Annotated in this window: 12 protein-coding genes and 2 pseudogenes; 7 read left to right on the top strand and 7 right to left on the bottom strand. The window is 72.5% G+C overall.

Annotation, left to right across the window (positions count from 1 at the left end):
- Positions 1–97 precede the first annotated feature (97 nt).
- The 4 genes from MF672_RS07535 to MF672_RS07520 all read left to right on the top strand — a co-directional run bounded on the left by MF672_RS07535 (position 98) and on the right by MF672_RS07520 (position 6,752).
- Positions 98–2,173, top strand: coding sequence for a PhoX family protein (locus tag MF672_RS07535; protein WP_242371940.1), 2,076 nt, complete (start codon positions 98–100; stop codon positions 2,171–2,173).
- A 35-nt stretch (positions 2,174–2,208) separates the two neighbouring features.
- On the top strand, positions 2,209–4,086 hold the full coding sequence (locus tag MF672_RS07530; RefSeq protein ID WP_242371941.1) for an ABC transporter ATP-binding protein: 1,878 nt from the start codon (positions 2,209–2,211) through the stop codon (positions 4,084–4,086).
- Positions 4,087–4,158: 72 nt separating this feature from the next.
- Complete coding sequence (lanKC, locus tag MF672_RS07525; RefSeq protein WP_242371942.1) at positions 4,159–6,612, top strand: class III lanthionine synthetase LanKC; 2,454 nt, start codon at positions 4,159–4,161, stop codon at positions 6,610–6,612.
- Positions 6,613–6,617: 5 nt separating this feature from the next.
- On the top strand, positions 6,618–6,752 hold the full coding sequence (locus MF672_RS07520) for a SapB/AmfS family lanthipeptide (RefSeq protein WP_242371943.1): 135 nt from the start codon (positions 6,618–6,620) through the stop codon (positions 6,750–6,752).
- 78 nt (positions 6,753–6,830) lie between these two features.
- Here MF672_RS07520 and MF672_RS07515 read toward each other — a convergent pair.
- The 3 genes and pseudogenes from MF672_RS07515 to MF672_RS07505 form a co-directional block, all read right to left on the bottom strand.
- A pseudogene (locus tag MF672_RS07515) lies at positions 6,831–7,822 on the bottom strand (IS5 family transposase).
- A 69-nt stretch (positions 7,823–7,891) separates the two neighbouring features.
- Positions 7,892–8,110, bottom strand: a complete 219-nt coding sequence (locus MF672_RS07510; RefSeq protein ID WP_242380842.1) for a DUF397 domain-containing protein — start codon at positions 8,108–8,110, stop codon at positions 7,892–7,894.
- Positions 8,100–8,921 carry a helix-turn-helix domain-containing protein gene (locus MF672_RS07505; RefSeq protein ID WP_242380841.1) on the bottom strand — a complete coding sequence of 274 codons (822 nt, stop codon included), beginning with the start codon at positions 8,919–8,921 and terminating at the stop codon, positions 8,100–8,102. Before MF672_RS07505 ends, MF672_RS07510 begins: the two co-directional genes overlap by 11 nt.
- 129 nt (positions 8,922–9,050) lie before the next feature.
- On the opposite strand from MF672_RS07505, the gene MF672_RS07500 reads away from it, so the two are divergent.
- Positions 9,051–9,470 (top strand): ATP-binding protein, encoded by a 420-nt coding sequence (locus tag MF672_RS07500; protein ID WP_242380840.1) that lies wholly within the window; start codon positions 9,051–9,053, stop codon positions 9,468–9,470.
- Here the strand turns inward: MF672_RS07500 and MF672_RS07495 are convergent.
- Positions 9,413–10,823: pseudogene (locus MF672_RS07495) on the bottom strand (MFS transporter). The gene MF672_RS07500 and the pseudogene MF672_RS07495 sit on opposite strands and share 58 nt — an antisense overlap.
- Before the next feature lie 115 nt (positions 10,824–10,938).
- On the opposite strand from MF672_RS07495, the gene MF672_RS07490 reads away from it, so the two are divergent.
- Positions 10,939–11,586, top strand: coding sequence for a TetR family transcriptional regulator (locus tag MF672_RS07490; RefSeq protein WP_242380843.1), 648 nt, complete (start codon positions 10,939–10,941; stop codon positions 11,584–11,586).
- Positions 11,583–12,329, top strand: coding sequence for a methylenetetrahydrofolate reductase (locus MF672_RS07485; RefSeq protein WP_242380839.1), 747 nt, complete (start codon positions 11,583–11,585; stop codon positions 12,327–12,329). Before MF672_RS07490 ends, MF672_RS07485 begins: the two co-directional genes overlap by 4 nt.
- Here MF672_RS07485 and MF672_RS07480 read toward each other — a convergent pair.
- From MF672_RS07480 to MF672_RS07470, 3 genes are read right to left on the bottom strand one after another with little or no spacing between them, the layout of a single operon-like run.
- The gene (locus tag MF672_RS07480) at positions 12,290–13,759 is read right to left on the bottom strand and encodes an MFS transporter (protein WP_242380838.1); all 1,470 of its coding nucleotides are present in this window, start codon (positions 13,757–13,759) and stop codon (positions 12,290–12,292) included. The genes MF672_RS07485 and MF672_RS07480 overlap by 40 nt on opposite strands.
- A gap of 44 nt (positions 13,760–13,803) precedes the next feature.
- Positions 13,804–14,466, bottom strand: a complete 663-nt coding sequence (locus MF672_RS07475) for a Crp/Fnr family transcriptional regulator (protein WP_242380837.1) — start codon at positions 14,464–14,466, stop codon at positions 13,804–13,806.
- Positions 14,467–14,499: 33 nt separating this feature from the next.
- Positions 14,500–16,524 carry an adenylate/guanylate cyclase domain-containing protein gene (locus tag MF672_RS07470; RefSeq protein WP_242380836.1) on the bottom strand — a complete coding sequence of 675 codons (2,025 nt, stop codon included), beginning with the start codon at positions 16,522–16,524 and terminating at the stop codon, positions 14,500–14,502.
- Between the last annotated feature and the right edge of the window lie 34 nt (positions 16,525–16,558).

The following is a 16,558-nucleotide window of genomic DNA, read 5'->3' as shown; positions in this document are numbered from 1 at the left end:
CGGGAAGCGTTCATCGAGACGGAGGTCTTCGTTCACCTGCGGTTTCGCCGCCGACCGTAACCTCCCGGCGGTACAACCGCGCATATATGGAGGACCTGTGGCAAACCTCATCGGGGGCGGGCGGCGGCCGCTGCCGCTGCTTTCCACTCCGCACAAAGGTGGCCGTTCCGCGTTGACCTGCCAGTTCCGCTGTGGGAACGCGTGCGCGCACGACGTGGCCAACACGACGGACAACGCCTACTTCGGCGACGTGGTGAAGGAGGCGCTGTCGCGCCGCGGCGTGCTGCGGGCCGGCGCCCTCGGCGCGCTGGTGGCCGGCGTGGGCGTCGCCGGGGCCGCGCCGGCGCTCGCCGACGAGCCGGAGGCCGCCGCCGCCAAGGGCTGGACCGGCGGCGGCAACGGTGGCCTGAACTTCACGCCCGTCGCGCCCAGCACCGAGGACGCGCTGCGCATCCCCGACGGCTACAGCTCCTCCGTGGTGGCGCGCTGGGGCGACCCGGTGCTGCCCGACGCCCCGGCCTTCGACTTCGACAACCAGACGGCCGAGGCCCAGGCCAAGCAGTTCGGCTACAACTGTGACTACGTGACGCTGCTTCCGCTGGGCCGCGACCGCGCGCTGCTGTGGGTCAACCACGAGTACACCGACGAGAGCCTGATGTTCCGCGGCTACACGGGCGGCGCCACGGCCACCGAGGAGCAGATCAAGATCGCGCTGGCCGCGCACGGCGGCTCGGTCGTCGAGATCGAGCGGGCCGGCAACACCGGCCAGTGGAAGCTGGTCACCAAGGGCCGCCGCCGCTACAACCGGCGCATCACCGCCCAGACCCCGATGCGGTTCACCGGCCCGGCGGCGGGCAGCGACCTGCTCAAGACCGCCGCCGACCCCGAGGGCCGCAACCCGGTCGGCATGCTCAACAACTGCTCCGGCGGCACCACCCCGTGGGGCACGGTCCTGACCGCCGAGGAGAACATCGACCAGTACTTCGTCAACGGCGACAAGGTCCCCGAGGCGCAGAAGCCGTACATTGCCCGCTACACGATCACCACCGGCACCCCGGCCGGCAACCGCCGCTTCGACCGCGTCGAGGAGCGCTTCGACCTGGCCAAGCACCCGAACGAGGCCAACCGGTTCGGGTGGATCGTGGAGATCGACCCGTTCGACCCGGACTCCACGCCGATCAAGCGCACCGCGCTCGGCCGGCTCAAGCACGAGGCCGCCAACACCACCCTGTCGCGCGACAACCACCTGGTCGTCTACATGGGCGACGACTCGCGCTTCGAGTACATCTACAAGTTCGTCTCCAAGAACCGCTACATCCCGGGCTTCGACCGGCACAACCGGACGCTGCTGGACGAGGGCACCCTGTACGTGGCCAAGTTCACCGGCGACAGCCCGGCCGCCGAGATCGACGGCACCGGCAAGCTGCCTTCGGACGGCGCGTTCGACGGCTCCGGCGAGTGGCTGCCGCTGGTGTCGGGCGACAAGTCGTACGTGGAGGGCATGACCGCCGCGGAGGTCCTGGTCTACACCCGGGTCGCCGCCGACCGGGTGAAGGGCGGCGCCACCAAGATGGACCGTCCCGAGGACATGGAGCGCAACCCGGTCACCGGCGGCGTCTACGTGGCCCTGACCAACAACACCAACCGCACCGCCGCCCAGGTGGACGAGGCCAACCCGCGCCCGTCCAACAAGCACGGCCACGTGCTCGAGCTCGTCGAGAAGGGCAACGACGCGGGCCAGCGCACCTTCGCCTGGTCGCTGCCGCTGGTCTGCGGCGACCCGGCCGACCCCGCGACGTACTTCGCCGGCTACGACAAGAGCAAGGTCTCGCCGATCTCGTGCCCGGACAACGTCACGTTCGACCGCGACGGCAACCTGTGGATCTCCACCGACGGCAACGCCCTCGGCTCCAACGACGGCCTGTTCGTCATGCCGGTGCGCGGCAAGGAGCGCGGCCACCTGCGCCAGTTCCTCACCGTCCCGGTCGGCGCGGAGACCTGCGGCCCGCTGGTGAGCGAGGACCAGCGCAGCGTGTTCGTGGCGGTGCAGCACCCGGGCGAGATCGACGGCGCCTCCCCGGACCAGCCGGCGAGCCGCTGGCCCGACGGCGACCAGCCGCGCCCCGCCGTGGCCGTGGTCTGGCACGCGAAGAACAAGAAGATCGGCAGTTGACCTCAACTTAACTTGAGGAACTAGTGTTCCATGCCATGAGCATGGAGATGACCGCCTGGCACCAGCTGTACTCGATGAACAACCGGCCGGAGCGCCGTCCCCTGTCGCGGGCGACGCTCCGGCGCATCGGCGGCTTCGCCCGGCCGCACCGCCGCAAGCTCGCCCTGTTCGTGCTGCTCAGCGTGGTGCTCGCGGGCCTCGCGGTGGCCTCGCCGCTGCTCGCGGGACGGGTGGTGGACGCCATCTTCAACGCCGAGCCGCTGAGCGCGGTGGTCACGGTGGCGCTCGCCATCGCCGCGATCGCCGTGGCCGAGGCGGGCCTCGGGCTGCTCAACCGCTGGTTGTCGGCCGGCATCGGCGAGGACCTGATCCTGAACCTCCGCACCGCCGTCTTCGACCACGTCCAGCGCATGCCGGTCGCCTTCTTCACCAGGACCCGCACCGGCGCCCTGGTCAGCCGGCTCAACAACGACGTGATCGGCGCGCAGCGCGCCTTCACCGACACGCTGTCCGGCGTCGTCGGCAACCTCGTGACGCTCGCGCTCACGCTCACCGCGATGGTCGGCATCTCCTGGCAGATCACCCTGCTCGCGCTGCTGCTCCTGCCCGTCTTCGTGCTCCCGGCCCGCCGCATGGGCGCCCGCATCGCCCGGCTGCGCCGCGAGGCGGCCGACCACAACGCCGCCATGGGCACCCAGATGACCGAGCGCTTCTCCGCGCCCGGCGCGACGCTGGTCAAGCTGTTCGGCCGGCCGGCCCGCGAGTCCGCCGAGTTCGCCGCCAGGGCCCGCCGGGTGCGCGACATCGGCGTGCGCTCGGCCATGACCCAGTCGGCCTTCGTCACCGCGCTGACCCTGGTCTCGGCGCTCGCCCTGGCCCTGGTGTACGGCCTCGGCGGCTTCTACGCCCTGCGCGAGCAGCTCCAGCCCGGCGCGGTCGTCTCGATGGCCATGCTCCTCACCCGCCTGTACGCCCCGCTCACCGCCCTCGCCTCGGCCCGCATGGACGTCATGGCCGCGGTCGTCAGCTTCGAGCGCGTCTTCGAGGTGCTGGACCTCAAGCCGCTCATCGAGGAGCGGCCGGGCGCGCGCCGGGTGCCCGACGGCCCGGTCGCGGTCGAGTTCGACGACGTGCGCTTCGCCTACCCCTCGGCCGACAAGGTCTCGCTGGCCTCGCTGGAGGAGGTCGCCGTGCTCGACTCGCGCGGCGGCGAGGAGGTGCTGCACGGCATCTCGTTCCGCGCCGAACCAGGACAGATGGTCGCCCTGGTCGGCTCGTCGGGCGCCGGCAAGTCCACCATCGCCCAGCTCCTGCCCCGCCTGTACGACGTGGACGCGGGCGCGGTCCGGCTCGGCGGCGTGGACGTGCGCGAGCTGTCCTTCGACGCCATCCGCGACACGCTCGGCCTGGTCACCCAGGACGGCCACCTGTTCCACGACACGATCAGGGCCAACCTGCTGCTGGCCCGCCCCGAGGCCACCGAGGACGACCTCTGGGACGCCCTGACCCGCGCCCGCCTGGCCGCCCTCATCGCCTCGCTGCCCGACGGCCTCGACACGGTGGTGGGCGAGCGCGGCTACCGCCTGTCCGGCGGCGAGCGCCAGCGCCTGACGATCGCCCGCCTGCTGCTGGCCCAGCCCCGGGTGGTGATCCTGGACGAGGCCACCGCGGCGCTCGACGCCACCTCGGAGGCCGCCGTCCAGGCCGCCCTCGGCGAGGCCCTGGCCGGCCGCACCGCCGTGGTCATCGCGCACCGCCTGTCCACGATCCGCGCCGCCGACCTCATCCTGGTCGTCGAGGACGGCCGGATCGTCGAGCGCGGCACCCACGCCGAGCTGCTGGCCGCCGGCGGCCGCTACGAGGAGCTCTACCGCACCCAGTTCGACGACCCGGCGACCGTGGGGGTCGCTTGATGTCACCTCGCGGTCACTTTAGGTAGTTCCTTTTCGGGGGACCGTAACGGGTGAGCCCTGACGAGGTGACCAGTGAACAGGGATTACCACCTCTTCTGCCAAGCCGACCCGCTCTTCTACGACGTCCCTCCCGCGGCGGACGACTTCCCCTGCGCCCCCTTGCCGCCCGGCTGGCTGCGCCACGACCACCACGAGTGGCGCAGCTGCCTGCCGCCCGGCCCGGGCCTGCCCGCCCAGGGCTGGAAGATCCACGTCTCCGGCCGCCCCGACAACGCCGAACGGCTCATCGCCGCGGTGCGCGCCTACTGCCTGCCGCGCGGGCTCGCCTTCAAGTTCCTGCGCGGCCCGCGCGCGGTGCTCGCCCGCAACGCCAAGTACGCCCCTCGCGCGGGCAGCGGCAAGCTCCTGACCCTCTACCCGCGCGACGAGGCCGAGCTGGAGCGCGTGTGCGCCGAGCTGGGCGGCCTGCTGGAGGGGGAGCCGGGCCCGTACATCCTGAGCGACCTGCGCATCGCGGCCGGCCCGCTGTACGTCCGCTACGGCGCCTTCGTCCCCCGCTGGTGCCGGTCCGCGGACGGCGAGCGGGTGCCCGCGATCGAGGACCCCGCCGGCGCCCTGGTGCCCGATCCGCGCGGCCCGGTGTTCGCGCTGCCGCCCTGGGTCGACCTGCCGCCCTTCCTCGCGCCCCACCTGGCGGCCCGCGAGGCCGTGACGGTCGGCGCGCTGCCGTACGAGATCGAGGCCGCCCTGCACCATTCCAACGGCGGCGGCCTCTACCGCGCCCGCCGCAGGGACGACGGCGAGCCGGTGGTGCTGAAGGAGGCCCGCCCGCACGCCGGCTTCTCCGCCGACGGCTCCGACGCGGTCACCCGGCTGCGCCACGAGCGGAACCTGCTGGAGCGGCTGTCCGGGCTCCCCGCCGTGCCCGCGCTGGACGGCTACGTCACCCTCGGCGACCACGAGTTCCTGGCCATGGAGCTCGTCCCGGGCATCACCCTCAGCACCGCCCTGGCCAGGCGGCACCCGCTGACCGCCGAGGTCGGCCGCGAGCGCGACGTGGCCGGCTTCACCCGCTGGGCCCTCCGCACCCACGGCCTCGTCGAGCAGGCGGTCGCCGAGCTCCACCGCCGCGGCTACGTCCACGGCGACCTGCACCTGGGCAACGTCCTGAGCCGCCCGGACGGGTCGGTGACGCTCATCGACTACGAGGCGGCCTTCCCGGTCGCGGAGCGGCGCCGCCCCGCGGTGGCCGCGCCCGGCTTCCTCGCGCCGCCCGGCCGCGCCGGCGCCGACCTGGACCGGCACGCGCTGGCCGTGCTGCGGCTGGCGCTGTTCCTGCCGATGCCCATGCTGCTGCAGCTCGACCGCGGCAAGGCCGCCCACCTCGCGGACCTCGTCGCCGAGCACTTCCCCGTGCCCGAGGAGTGGCTGCGGGAGGCCGTCGCGGTCATCGCCCCCGACCGGCCGCCGTCCCGCCCGCGCCTCGCACCGGACGGGCCGGGCCGGGACGCGATCACCCGCGCGATCCTCGCCACCGCCACCCCCGGCCGCGCCGACCGGCTCTTCCCCGGCGACATCGCCCAGTTCGGCCCGGGCGGCGGGCTCAACCTGGCGCACGGGGCGGCGGGCGTCCTCTACGCCCTGCACGCCTCCGGCGCGGGCCGGTTCCCCGGCCACGAGCGGTGGCTGCTCGACCGCGTCCTGACCGGCCGCGACGTCCGGCCCGGCTTCTACGACGGGCTGCACGGCATCGCGTACGCGCTGGCCTGCCTGGGCCGCCTCCCCGAGGCCCTGGACGTGCTGGCCGCCGCCCGGCGCCACGACCTGACGGACTGCGGCCACGACCTGTACGGCGGCCTGGCCGGCATCGGCCTCAACCTGCTGCACTTCGCCCGCCTGACCGCCCGCCCCGACCTGCGGGAGGCCGCGCACCTGCTGGCCGGCCGGATCGGCGACGACCCGCCCGCGCAGGCGGGCCTCATGCACGGCGCCTCCGGGCCCGCCCTGCTGTTCCTCGCCCTGTACGAGGACCGCGGCGACCCCGCGTACCTGGACCGGGCGGCCACCGCCCTCCGCCACGACCTCGGCCGCTGCGTCACCGATGACGACGGCCTTCTCCAGGTCGACGAAGGATGGCGGCTGATGCCGTACCTGGCGGGCGGCAGCATCGGCATCGGCCTGGTGCTGCGCCGCTACCTGCGGCACCGCCACGACGCGCGGTTCGCGCGGGCGCTGGCCGGGATCCGGCGGGTGGCCCGCAGCGGCTTCTTCGTCCAGCCCGGCCTGTTCAGCGGGCGCGCCGGAGCCGTCCTGGCGCTGGCGGACGACCCGGAGCACGGCCCCGAGCAGGCGCGCCGGCTCGCCTGGCACGCCCTGCCCCACCGGGGCGGCCTGGCCTTCCCCGGCGAGCAGCTGCTCCGCCTGTCGGCCGACCTCGCGACCGGCGCCGCCGGCGTCCTGCTCGCCCTCGCCGCCGCCCAGCACCGCCGCCCCGCCTCCCTGCCCTTCCTGGACGAAAGGAGGTGAATCCCATGACCCTTCTCGACCTGCAGGCCCTGCCACCGGAGCGCGACCCCAAGGGCGGTGACCAGGCCGCCGCTCAATCGCACCTGAGCATCACCGGCTGCGCGGCCGACAGCGGGCTCAGCCTTCTGCTGTGTGACTGACCGCCCCGCTCCGAAGCGGCTCGGGCGATCCTCCCGGACCGTCCGAGCCGCGCTAGGGCGTGTACGGAGTTCGGATCTCTAGGCTGGTCGCAGGCTTCGAATCCATAAGACGGCTCCTCGCAGGTGCAGGCCGGCCAGATAGCTGGCGGGCGTCTTGTCGAACCGGAAGGCCAGCCCACGCCACTCCTTCATCCGGTTGATGCAGCGTTCGGCCGTGTTGCGCTGCTTGTAGAGATCGGGATCATGGGTGACCGGCCGGCCGCCACGGGAGCCGCGCTTCTTGCGGTTGGCCGCCTGGTCGATCTTCTCCGGAATGATCGCTTTGATCCGACGCCGACGCAGGTAGGCGCGGTTGCCGCGGGAGGAGTAGGCCTTGTCCGCGGCCACCGCGCCCGGCCGAGTGCGCGGACGGCCGATCGGCAGGCCGATCTTGATGCGCTCCAGCACGGCGCGGAACTGCGGGCTATCGCCTGCCTGGCCGGCAGTCAGGACGAAGGACAACGGACGGCATCGCCGGTCGGCGGCCAGATGCACCTTGCTGGTCAGCCCGCCTCGCGAGCGGCCCAGCATGGCCGCCTTCAGCCGGAACCGGTGTCGGCGTCGCAGCCGCCTTCGTCCGTCCCCGTCCCCGTCGCACCCTTCGTCGTCGCTGTCGTTGCGGGCGTTTTGCCCCTTTGGCGTAGCCCCTTTTCCCGTTCGGCGGCTTCTTCCAGCGCTGCGCTCAGCTCGCCGTCCAAGACCATCCCGGCGGCATGATGGTGAGCGCGGGCGGTGGTGGAATCCACGCTGACCAGGTCGAGGTCGGCCTGCCCACGGGCCGCGGCCTCGGCGATCATCGCCTGCATCAGTTGCTCGAACACGCCGTTCAGCGCCCAGGAGCGGAACCGGTCGTAGGCGGTGGACCAAGGTCCGTACTCGGTCGGCAGGTCGCGCCACGGGCTGCCGGTACGAAACCGCCACATCACCGCATTGAACAGCCGTCGCAGATCCGGGATCGGACCCCGCTCACCCAGCGGTAAGTGAGGCTCGATCAAGGACCATTCCTCGTCGGTGAGGTCTCCACGCGCCATGCCCGATGGCCTACCAGGACCGCCGGCCATACCGCAGGTAATCCCTCTGATCTCAACTCCGTACAGGCCCTAGGACAGGTCGAACTCGCCCTTCCCGGCCCCGTCCAGGAAGGCCAGCCATTCGGCCCGGGTGAAGCTCAGCTCGGGCCCCTGGCCGCCGTCCTTGCTGTCCCTGACCAGCACCCCGCCATCCGCCAGCCGCATCACCTCGACACAGCTCCCGCCGTTCCCGCCCGACGCCCTGGCCTTGGTCCACACGCCTGTACGGAGGCCCCGCTCACTGCTCATAGCTCTCCATCACCTCGCGGATGATCGCGCGACTCCGGTCCACGGGATGCGCCATGCCGGACAGCGCCTCCCATCGAACCGTAAGCGCCTGCACCGTCTTGGCGCGACTGGTGACGCGGCCTTCTTCGGCGGACTCCACGTACGCGTGGGTCGGCCCGCCGTCGAGGAGCGTGGCGATCTCGAAGGCTCCGAGGCAGCCGGCCGTGAGCCCCGCGGACAGAGGAATGATCCGCACCGTGACATAGGGCGGGTTCAGCACATCGGTCAGCTTCTGCAACTGCTCGCGCATCACCGCGCCCCCGCCCACAGGACGCCGCAGCACGCTCTCGTCGATCAGCGCCGAGTACACGGGAGGCCTGGCCCGTGCGAAGATCCGCTGACGGCGAAGCCGGAAGCCGACCGCCGTCTCGATCTCTTCCACGGATGCTCCCGGCTCTCCGAGGAACGTGTGACTCGCGTACCTCTCCGTCTGGAGCAGGCCGGGGATGAGCATCGGCTCGGACGTCCTGATCGTGTGCGCCAGCTTCTCCACCCGAGGCCACTCCCGGAACCACTTCGGCCCCACGCCGTGGATCTCCGGCAGCAGCTCCATCAGCTCGCCCTGGAGCCCGAACACCCTCTCCAGCTCCTTGGTGAGCCCATGGGACGGCTTGCGGATGAGCCGTTCCACATGCCCTACCGCCGCTTCGCTGTAGGGAATGCGCTCGGCCAGCCGTTGCTGGCTCAACCCCTGGTCGGACCGGTACCGGTGGAGGCGCTCGGCGTACTCCTGCCAGGCTTTGAGGCTGGGGTCCTGCCCGTTCTCCGCCATGCCGCCCTCCGTCACCCACCGCAGTCGCCTACGAACGGTACGGAACGGTACGCCCGCAACCTGCGGCGCTTCCATAGCCAGACGGTCATGCTCTTGTTGGCCTACCGCCCACGAGAAAGCCGTATGCCCATGGAGCACACCTTCCTGGCGGGGATCGCGGACCCGCTGCTCTTCCCCTCGATGGCCCGGGACACCGTCTGCCGCTGGATCGGGGCGCGGGCGCACGACCTGGAGACGGTCACCAGCGAATTGGTCACCAACGCCGTCCGCCACGGCCTCGGTCCGATGCCGGACGCCGGGTACGTCCGCCTCAAGCTGACCACCGAGTCGCGTCGCTGCGAGCTGCTGGTCACCGACCCGGGACGGTCGCCGGGCGAGCCCGCCATGGGCCTGCCCGACAACGACCCCTCGCCGGACCCCGACCCTGACCCGGGTGTCGAGCGGCTGCGGGGCCTCGTCCTGGTGGACCTGCTGACCGGTGGCCTGTGGGGTCACTTCCGCAACGAGCGCCGCGAGCGGGTGGTCTGGGCGGTCCTCCCGCTCGCCTGAGAGGTCGGGCTTCCGACGGCGGCCGGCTCGGGGGCCGTCGGGTCCTCGGCCGGGACGGGGCCGCGGCGGGCCCGGAGGGCCCACAGGGCGATCGGGATGGCGGCCAGCATCACGGCCGCCGCGATCACCAGCGTGAACGCGTACCCGTCCAGGAAGGCGGGCAGCGCGGGCAGCCCGCTCGCGCTCTGCCGGGCGCTCAGGATCGCCCCGAGGACGGTGACGCCGAGCAGGCCGAAGACCTCGCGGGAGACGTTCAGCATGCCGGCGGCCACCCCCGAGCGCCCGGCCGGCAGGCCGGCGAGGACGGCGGCGGTCAGCGGCACCATCAGGCCGGCGCCGACGCCGTACAGGATGAACCACGGGCCGACGTCGCCGTAGCCGGCCCCGCCGCCGACCCGGGAGAGCAGGTAGACGGCGGTGCCCATGAGCGCCAGGCCGGTCGCGACGGTCGGGCCGATGCCGAACAGCCGGCTCACCCGCTGCGACAGCAGCGCCACGACGGCCGTGACCAGGGCCATCGGCACGAACGAGGCGCCCGCCTCGGTGGGGGAGAAGCCGAGCACGTTCTGCAGCCACAGGGCGCTGAAGAAGTAGATCCCGAACACCCCGAACGACCAGATGCCGCTGGTGAGCAGTCCGCCGGTGAACACCCGCGACCGGAACAGCGCCATCACCAGCATCGGCTCGGCGGCCCGCGACTCGATCACCACGAACGCCACGGCCGCCGCCAGGGCGACCCCGAACGCGGCCAGGATCTCCGGCGACGTCCACCCGGCCCCGTCGCCCTCGATGAGCCCGTACGTGAGCGCCACCAGCGCCAGCGCCGAGGTGACCAGCCCGGGCAGGTCCAGGCTGTGCCGCCGGCCCCGCGCGGAGGGCTTGACCGCCCACAGCGCGAGCCCGGCCGTGGCCGCCCCGATCGGCACGTTGACCAGGTAGATCCAGCCCCAGTGCAGGTGCTCGCTGATGAAGCCGCCCGCCACCGGCCCGAGCGCCATGGACAGCGCGCCGGTCGCGCTCGGCGGGGTCGGGGAAGATCTGCCCGATCAGCGCCAGCGCGGTCGGCGTGAGCAGCGCCGCCCCGACGCCCTGCGCGCCCCGCGCCGCGATGAGCAGGCCGCCGCTGGTGGCGAGGCCGGCGGTCAGCGACGCGGCGGTGAAGACGCCGAGGCCGGCGAGGAACACCCCGCGCGCCCCGAACACGTCCGCGAGCCGCCCGCCGGCCAGCATGAGCCCGGCGAAGACCAGGATGTACGAGCTCACGATCCATTCCAGCCCGGAGACCGTGAGCCCCAGCTCCCGCTGGATGGTGGGCAACGCCACGTTGCCCACGTTGTTGTCCAGATAGGTCATGAAGGTGCCCAGAGTCACCGCGACCAACGCCCACCACCGCATGGCGACGCCTTCCTATACGCCGTACTTGTACGTCGTACAGTTCAACGTGTACGGCGTATAGTTGTCAACCGTGATGGGAAAACTGACCGCTCAGGCGATCGCGGAGCGCGCCCTGGAGATCGGCGACGCCGAAGGTCTCGACGCCGTGACGATCAGGCGCCTCGCCGCCGAGTTGGGCGTGACCCCGATGGCCCTCTACTGGCACTTCAAGAACAAGGACCAGCTCCTCGCCGGCATGGCCGACCACCTGATCGCCGGCTTCGCGCCGCAGCCCGCCGACGAGCGCCCGTGGCAGGAGCAGCTCCGTGACCTCACGGTGGGCCTGATCCGCACGCTGCGCGCGCACCGGTGCGCCCGCGACGTGTTCGAGCGCGTCGGCCAGGTGGCCGTCCCCAACTACCTGGCCGTCTGGAACCGGGCGCTCGGCCTCGGCCGCACGGCCGGCTTCAGCGCCGACGAGAGCTGCCTCATCAGCCAGTACCTGCTGCGGAGCGCCATCGCCATCGCCGACGCCCCGGGGCACTCCCGCGACGAACAGGAGGTCAGGGCCAGGCGCGCCGGGCTGCAGGCGCTGCCGCCCGAGCGGTACCCGTTCATCGTGGAGATGGCCGCGCCGCTGGCCGGCGGCATGGACCCGGAGCTGTACGACACCTTCGGCGTCGATCTCGTCCTGGCGGGCATCGAGGCGCTGGCGGCCCGCCGGATACAGTCGGAGCCGTGACCTTCGAGCTGATCTGCGAGATCGAACCCCCGACCAAGCCCGATCTGAAGCACGTCAGGCACCAGATCGGCACCATGAGCAAGATCGCGCACGCGTTCCTCATCCCCGACAACCACATCGGCCGCGCCACCGTCTCCAGCGTCGCGGTCGCGCACGAGGTCGAGGCCATGGGCGGGCGCGGCATCGCCTGCCTCAACTCCCGCGACCGCAACCTGCTCGGCTTCCGGCGCGACCTGCTCACGGCGGCGGCCTACGGGGTCGACCAGTTCCTGTTCGTCTACGGCGACAAGCCCACGAGCGGCAACCGCACCAGCGACCTCACGGTGCGCTCGATGCTCGACGAGGCCCGTGCGTTCTCGCCGGACCTGCGGCTCGGCGCGGCGGCCGGGCTGCGCTCCCTGCCGTCGTGGAAGCGCGCGGCCGACTTCCTGTTCCTCCAGGTCAGCTACTCGGTGGAGGCCCAGCTCCGGTGGCGCGAGGCGCACCCGGCGGACGTGCCGGTCTACGCCGGAGTGATGGTGCTGGCCAGCGAGCGCCATGCCCGCACGCTGGCGGCCGCCATCCCCGACATCGACCTGCCGGACGACCTGGTGCGCCGGGTGGCGGCCGACCGCATGGCGGGCGTCGAGGCGGCCTGCGAGCAGGTGCTCGCGCTGCGCGAGTCGGGCGCGTTCGCCGGGGTGCACCTGGTGCCGGTCTCCCGCTACCGCGACGTCGAGTCCAGGCTCTCCGCGCTGCTCTGACCGCGGGCCAGGGCGGCCAGCAGCGCGCCCGCCACGGCCACCGCGAACAACACCCCGTAGGCCCGCTGGAAACCCTCCATGAGCTGCCCCACGGCCACGGGGGAGAGCCTGGAGAGCGTGCCGGCGTACACCTGGGCGCGCAGCTCGGGCCCGACGGAGGCGGTCAGCACGCTCAGCGACAGGCCGACGCTGATCACGATCCCGACGTTCATGATCATGACGCGGAAGCCGTTGACCACGCCCAGGCTGCCGCTCGGCAGCGCCCGCATGACCTGGGTGGTGTTGCCGGTGAGGAACGTCCCGCTGCCGCAGCCGGCCACGAACAGCCCTATCCCGGTCACCCAGTACGGCGTCCCTGGGCCGGCCGTCAGCGTCAGCGTCCCGAGCCCGAGCGCGCTCAGCGTCGCGCCGCCGATCGACAGCGCGTACGGCGACACCCGCCGCCCCAGCAGCCCCACGAGCGGCGAGGCCAGCCCGATCCCGACCGGCACCGGCAGCACGCTGAGCCCCGCCGCGAACGCGTCGAGCCCCCGCGCCGCCTGGAAGTACAGCGCCACCACGAGGATCAGCGCCGAGCGGGCGAGCGCGTTGCAGAACGAGGCCGCGTTCGCGTAGGCGAGCAGCCGCCCGCCGAACAGCCGCAGGTCCAGCACGGGGTTCGCGGCCCGCCGTTCGGCCAGCACGATGAGCGGCACCAGCACCGCGAACACCCCGGCCCCGGCCAGCACCACCGGGCTGCCCACCCCGCGCGAGCCGGTCTCCGACAGCGCCAGCAGCAGCGCCGACAGCGCGGCGAACAGCAGCACGTTGCCGAGGCCGTCCACCGGCTGCCGCGGCCCCCTGGGCACCTTCCGTAAGATCGCCGCGCCCCAGGCGAGCGCGATCAGCCCGGCCGGCACGTTCACCCAGAAGATCCACTGCCAGCCGGCCGTCTCCGCGATGAGCCCGCCGACCGTGGGCCCGGCGAGCTGCGCCACCGACAACGTGCCGATGTAGACGCCCATGCCCTGGCTGAGCCGTTCCGGCGGGAACGCGTCGGTGATGATCACGGTGCCGTTGGCCAGGATCATCGCCGCGCCGACCGCCTGCACCACGCGCATCGCGATGAGGAACCACACGTCCGGCGACAGCCCCGCCAGCAGCGAGGCGACGGTGAACAGCGCGAACCCCGCCAGGTAGACCTCCCGCCGCCCGAGCAGGTCGGCGACCCGGCCGAAGAAGACCAGGCTCGCCGTGTTGACCAGCAGGAACGACAGCAGGATCCAGCCGGACTCCGTCGCGTCGGCGTGGAAGTGCCGCACCACGGCGGGCAGCGCCACGTTGAGCGTGCTGCCGGCGATGCCGATGAGGACGAGCCCCAGGCTGGTGACGGAGCACACCTTCCAGGCGTAGCGGAGCCGGCTGTCGTCATGGGGGGTGACCGCGACCATGCTCCCACTATGACGTACGACGTACGTCCGTTTTGTGACAGGGGTTACCTGGCGCGCTTCCTGAGCCCGTCGAGGTCGTGGATGACCACCCGCCGCCGCCCCGTCTCGATGAGCCCCCGGTCGCGCAGCGTGCGCAGCGCCTTGCTGACCGCCTCCCTGGACGCGCCGGTCCAGCCCGCCAGCTCGTCCTGCGACAGCGGCAGCGCCACCCGCACCCCGCCGTTGGTCTTCTCGCCGTACCGCTCGGCCAGCTCGATCAGGCGCGTGGCCACCCGGCCGGTCGTGTCGAAGGCGCCGTACTCGATGCGCTTCCGGTCGGAGTCGCGCAGCCGGCCGGTGACGAGCTTCATCAGCAGCACCGCGATGCGCCCATGGGTCTCCAGGAACGCCGGGAAGTCGCGCACCACGATCCCGGTGATCGGCTCCAGCGCCGTCACGGTGGCCGAGCGCGGCGAGCCGTCGATGGCCGACATGTCGCCGAGCAGCCCGCCCGGCCCGCGCACGGCGAGCACCACCTCGGTGCCGCTGCTGGTGTGCGACGACACCTTCACCCGGCCGTCGAGCAGCACGAGCACCCAGTCGGCCAGGTCGCCCTCGTTCATGACGGCGGTGCCGCGGTCCCACCGCCGGATGCGGCCGGCCGCCCGCAGCGCCTGCGCCTCCTCGTCGGTGAGCATGGAAAGGAACTCGCCTGGCTCTGGATCCATGCGCCCGATTATGTCGGTACGAGCCCGGCCCTACTACGCCAAATCCGTCAGAACATAGGCCGTGACGAGTTCCTCCTTGCCCTTCAGGCTCAGGTCCCCCAGCGGCCGCACCGAGGCGCCCTCGCCCAGGTGCCGTAGCGTGGTCTCGCCGATGACCACCGTGCCGGGCACGGCGACGCCCTCCAGCCGGGCGGCCACGTTCACGCAGTCGCCCATGGCGTTGAAGCCGCGCAGCTCAGGGCTGCCGATGTTGCCGACCAGGGCGGGCCCGGTGTTGACGCCCACCCGGAACGTCGGCCACGGCACGTCGTCCACCCGCTTCCAGGCCATCTCCTCGGCCACCTCGGCCGCCGCCTGCTGCATCGCGAGCGCGGCCCGGCAGGCGGCCCGCGCGTGGTCGGCCTGCGCCGCCGGCGCGTTGAACAGCGCGAGCAGCGCGTCGCCGACGAACTGCACGATCGTGCCGCCGTTGTCGAGGATGCACGGCACGGCGGCGGTGTGGTAGCGGTTGAGCATCTCGACGATCTCGCCGGGCGTCACCTTCTCCGAGAACGTGGTGAAGCCCTTGAGGTCGGCGAACAACGCCGTCAGCTCCCTCAGCTCGCCGCCGAGCGCCGCCTGCGCGGGGTCGGCCAGCAGCGCGTGCGCCACGTCCGGCGACATGTACTGGTGGAACAGCGTGTGCAGCTCCTGGTAGAGGCGGGCGTTCTCCAGCGAGATCGACAGCTGGCCGGCCAGCGTGGCGGCCAGCGCCTCGTCCTGGCTGGTGCGGCCGATCGGCACCTCCAGCACGCCCGCCAGCTTCCCCTTGACCGTGAGGGGGAAGGCCAGCAGGTGGTCGCGCCGGATCGGCTCGTCGCCGGTGAAGGCGTACTCGCGCGAGCCCACCTGGGTCCTCCCGTCGGCGACCAGCGCGATCCTGACGTCCCCGTACGCCTGCCGCACCCGCTCCAGCGACGAAGCCAGCAGCTCGTTCTCCGGCAGGCCGACCTTGGTCCGCCCGCTGACGTCGACCAGCGCCGCCAGCCGCACCGACAGCTCACGCTCCTCGGCCAGGGCCCGGCCGGCCCGGTCCAGCACCGCGGCCTGGCCCTCGTTGAGCCGGAACTTGCCCGACAGCCGGGTCGCGGCCAGCGGCTCGCCGCGCCGTACGTGCTCGACCAGCTCCTCCAGCGCCCGGTCGTAGTCCTGCCTGATGCGCCGCACGGTGGCCGAGAGCGCCACCGAGTCGAACAGGCCGGCGCTCGATCCCTCGCGCCGGAACTGCAGGTAGGAGCTGTAGGCCACGAAGACGAAGGCCAGCGTCAGCAGCAGGTGCCACTCCCACCACGACAGGTGCCAGTTGTGCTGGGACATGCCGGCGACCATGGACTCGGCCAGCAGCGCGTACGCGGTGATGAGGCTGATCAGCATGGCCGAGGGCCGCCGCCGGTGGATGAGGAACATCATCACGCTCGCCGCCGCGTACGCCAGCAGCCCGGGCAGCGAGCCCCAGGCGAGCCAGGGCACCGGCGCCTCGGCCGGGGGCTCGCTGAGCGGCGTCAGGCCCGGCGTCAGCGACGTCAGGCCCCACACCAGCATGAAGCCGAGCAGCGCCGCCCGGACGAAGTGCTGCGCGGCCAGCACCCGCCCGGCGGCCCGCTCGCCGAGCGGCAGCGCGGAGGCGAAGGCGAACAGGGCGGCCACCGACAGCCCGACCTGCTGGCCGGCGTCGAAGCCGAGCGAGCCGGTGCGCAGGATGAACCCCGGCGTGGCCAGGCCGTGCATGAAGAAGAAGCCGGCGCTGCTCAGGAAGACCATGGACACGAGGAACAGCCGGGCGTCGCCGCGCCGCCGCGCCGCCTCGCTGATCATCAGGCCGAGCGCCACGTTGACCCCGGCGACCGCGAGGATCGACCAGAAGTGGCTCGGGTTGTGCTGCCAGGGGATGTTGATCTTGTCGTTGGCGAGCAGCAGCCAGAGGCCCAGCATGGGCAGGACCAGGTGGATCGCCCACACCACTCCGCGGACGGGCTGCGTGGCCGGGGGCAGGTAAGGGGCGGGATCGGCGCTTGGCACAAGCCGATTATCCACGCGCGGCCCATGCCTCCAA

Source organism: Actinomadura luzonensis (assembly GCF_022664455.2).
In the GTDB taxonomy this organism is placed as follows: Bacteria; Actinomycetota; Actinomycetes; order Streptosporangiales; family Streptosporangiaceae; genus Nonomuraea; species Nonomuraea luzonensis.
Note: the sequence above shows the minus strand (reverse complement) of the source record. Positions and strands in the feature narration are given on the sequence as shown.

Bases quoted from the DNA above. Each gene is read 5' to 3' on its own strand.
- MF672_RS07510 (WP_242380842.1), bottom strand. From the start codon at position 8,110: ATGAGCAGTGAGCGGGGCCTCCGTACAGGCGTGTGGACCAAGGCCAGG.
- MF672_RS07520 (WP_242371943.1), top strand. From the start codon at position 6,618: ATGACCCTTCTCGACCTGCAGGCCCTGCCACCGGAGCGCGACCCCAAG.
- MF672_RS07490 (WP_242380843.1), top strand. From the start codon at position 10,939: ATGGGAAAACTGACCGCTCAGGCGATCGCGGAGCGCGCCCTGGAGATC.
- MF672_RS07500 (WP_242380840.1), top strand. From the start codon at position 9,051: ATGGAGCACACCTTCCTGGCGGGGATCGCGGACCCGCTGCTCTTCCCC.
- MF672_RS07505 (WP_242380841.1), bottom strand. From the start codon at position 8,921: ATGGCGGAGAACGGGCAGGACCCCAGCCTCAAAGCCTGGCAGGAGTAC.
- MF672_RS07480 (WP_242380838.1), bottom strand. From the start codon at position 13,759: ATGGTCGCGGTCACCCCCCATGACGACAGCCGGCTCCGCTACGCCTGG.
- MF672_RS07475 (WP_242380837.1), bottom strand. From the start codon at position 14,466: ATGGATCCAGAGCCAGGCGAGTTCCTTTCCATGCTCACCGACGAGGAG.
- MF672_RS07530 (WP_242371941.1), top strand. From the start codon at position 2,209: ATGAGCATGGAGATGACCGCCTGGCACCAGCTGTACTCGATGAACAAC.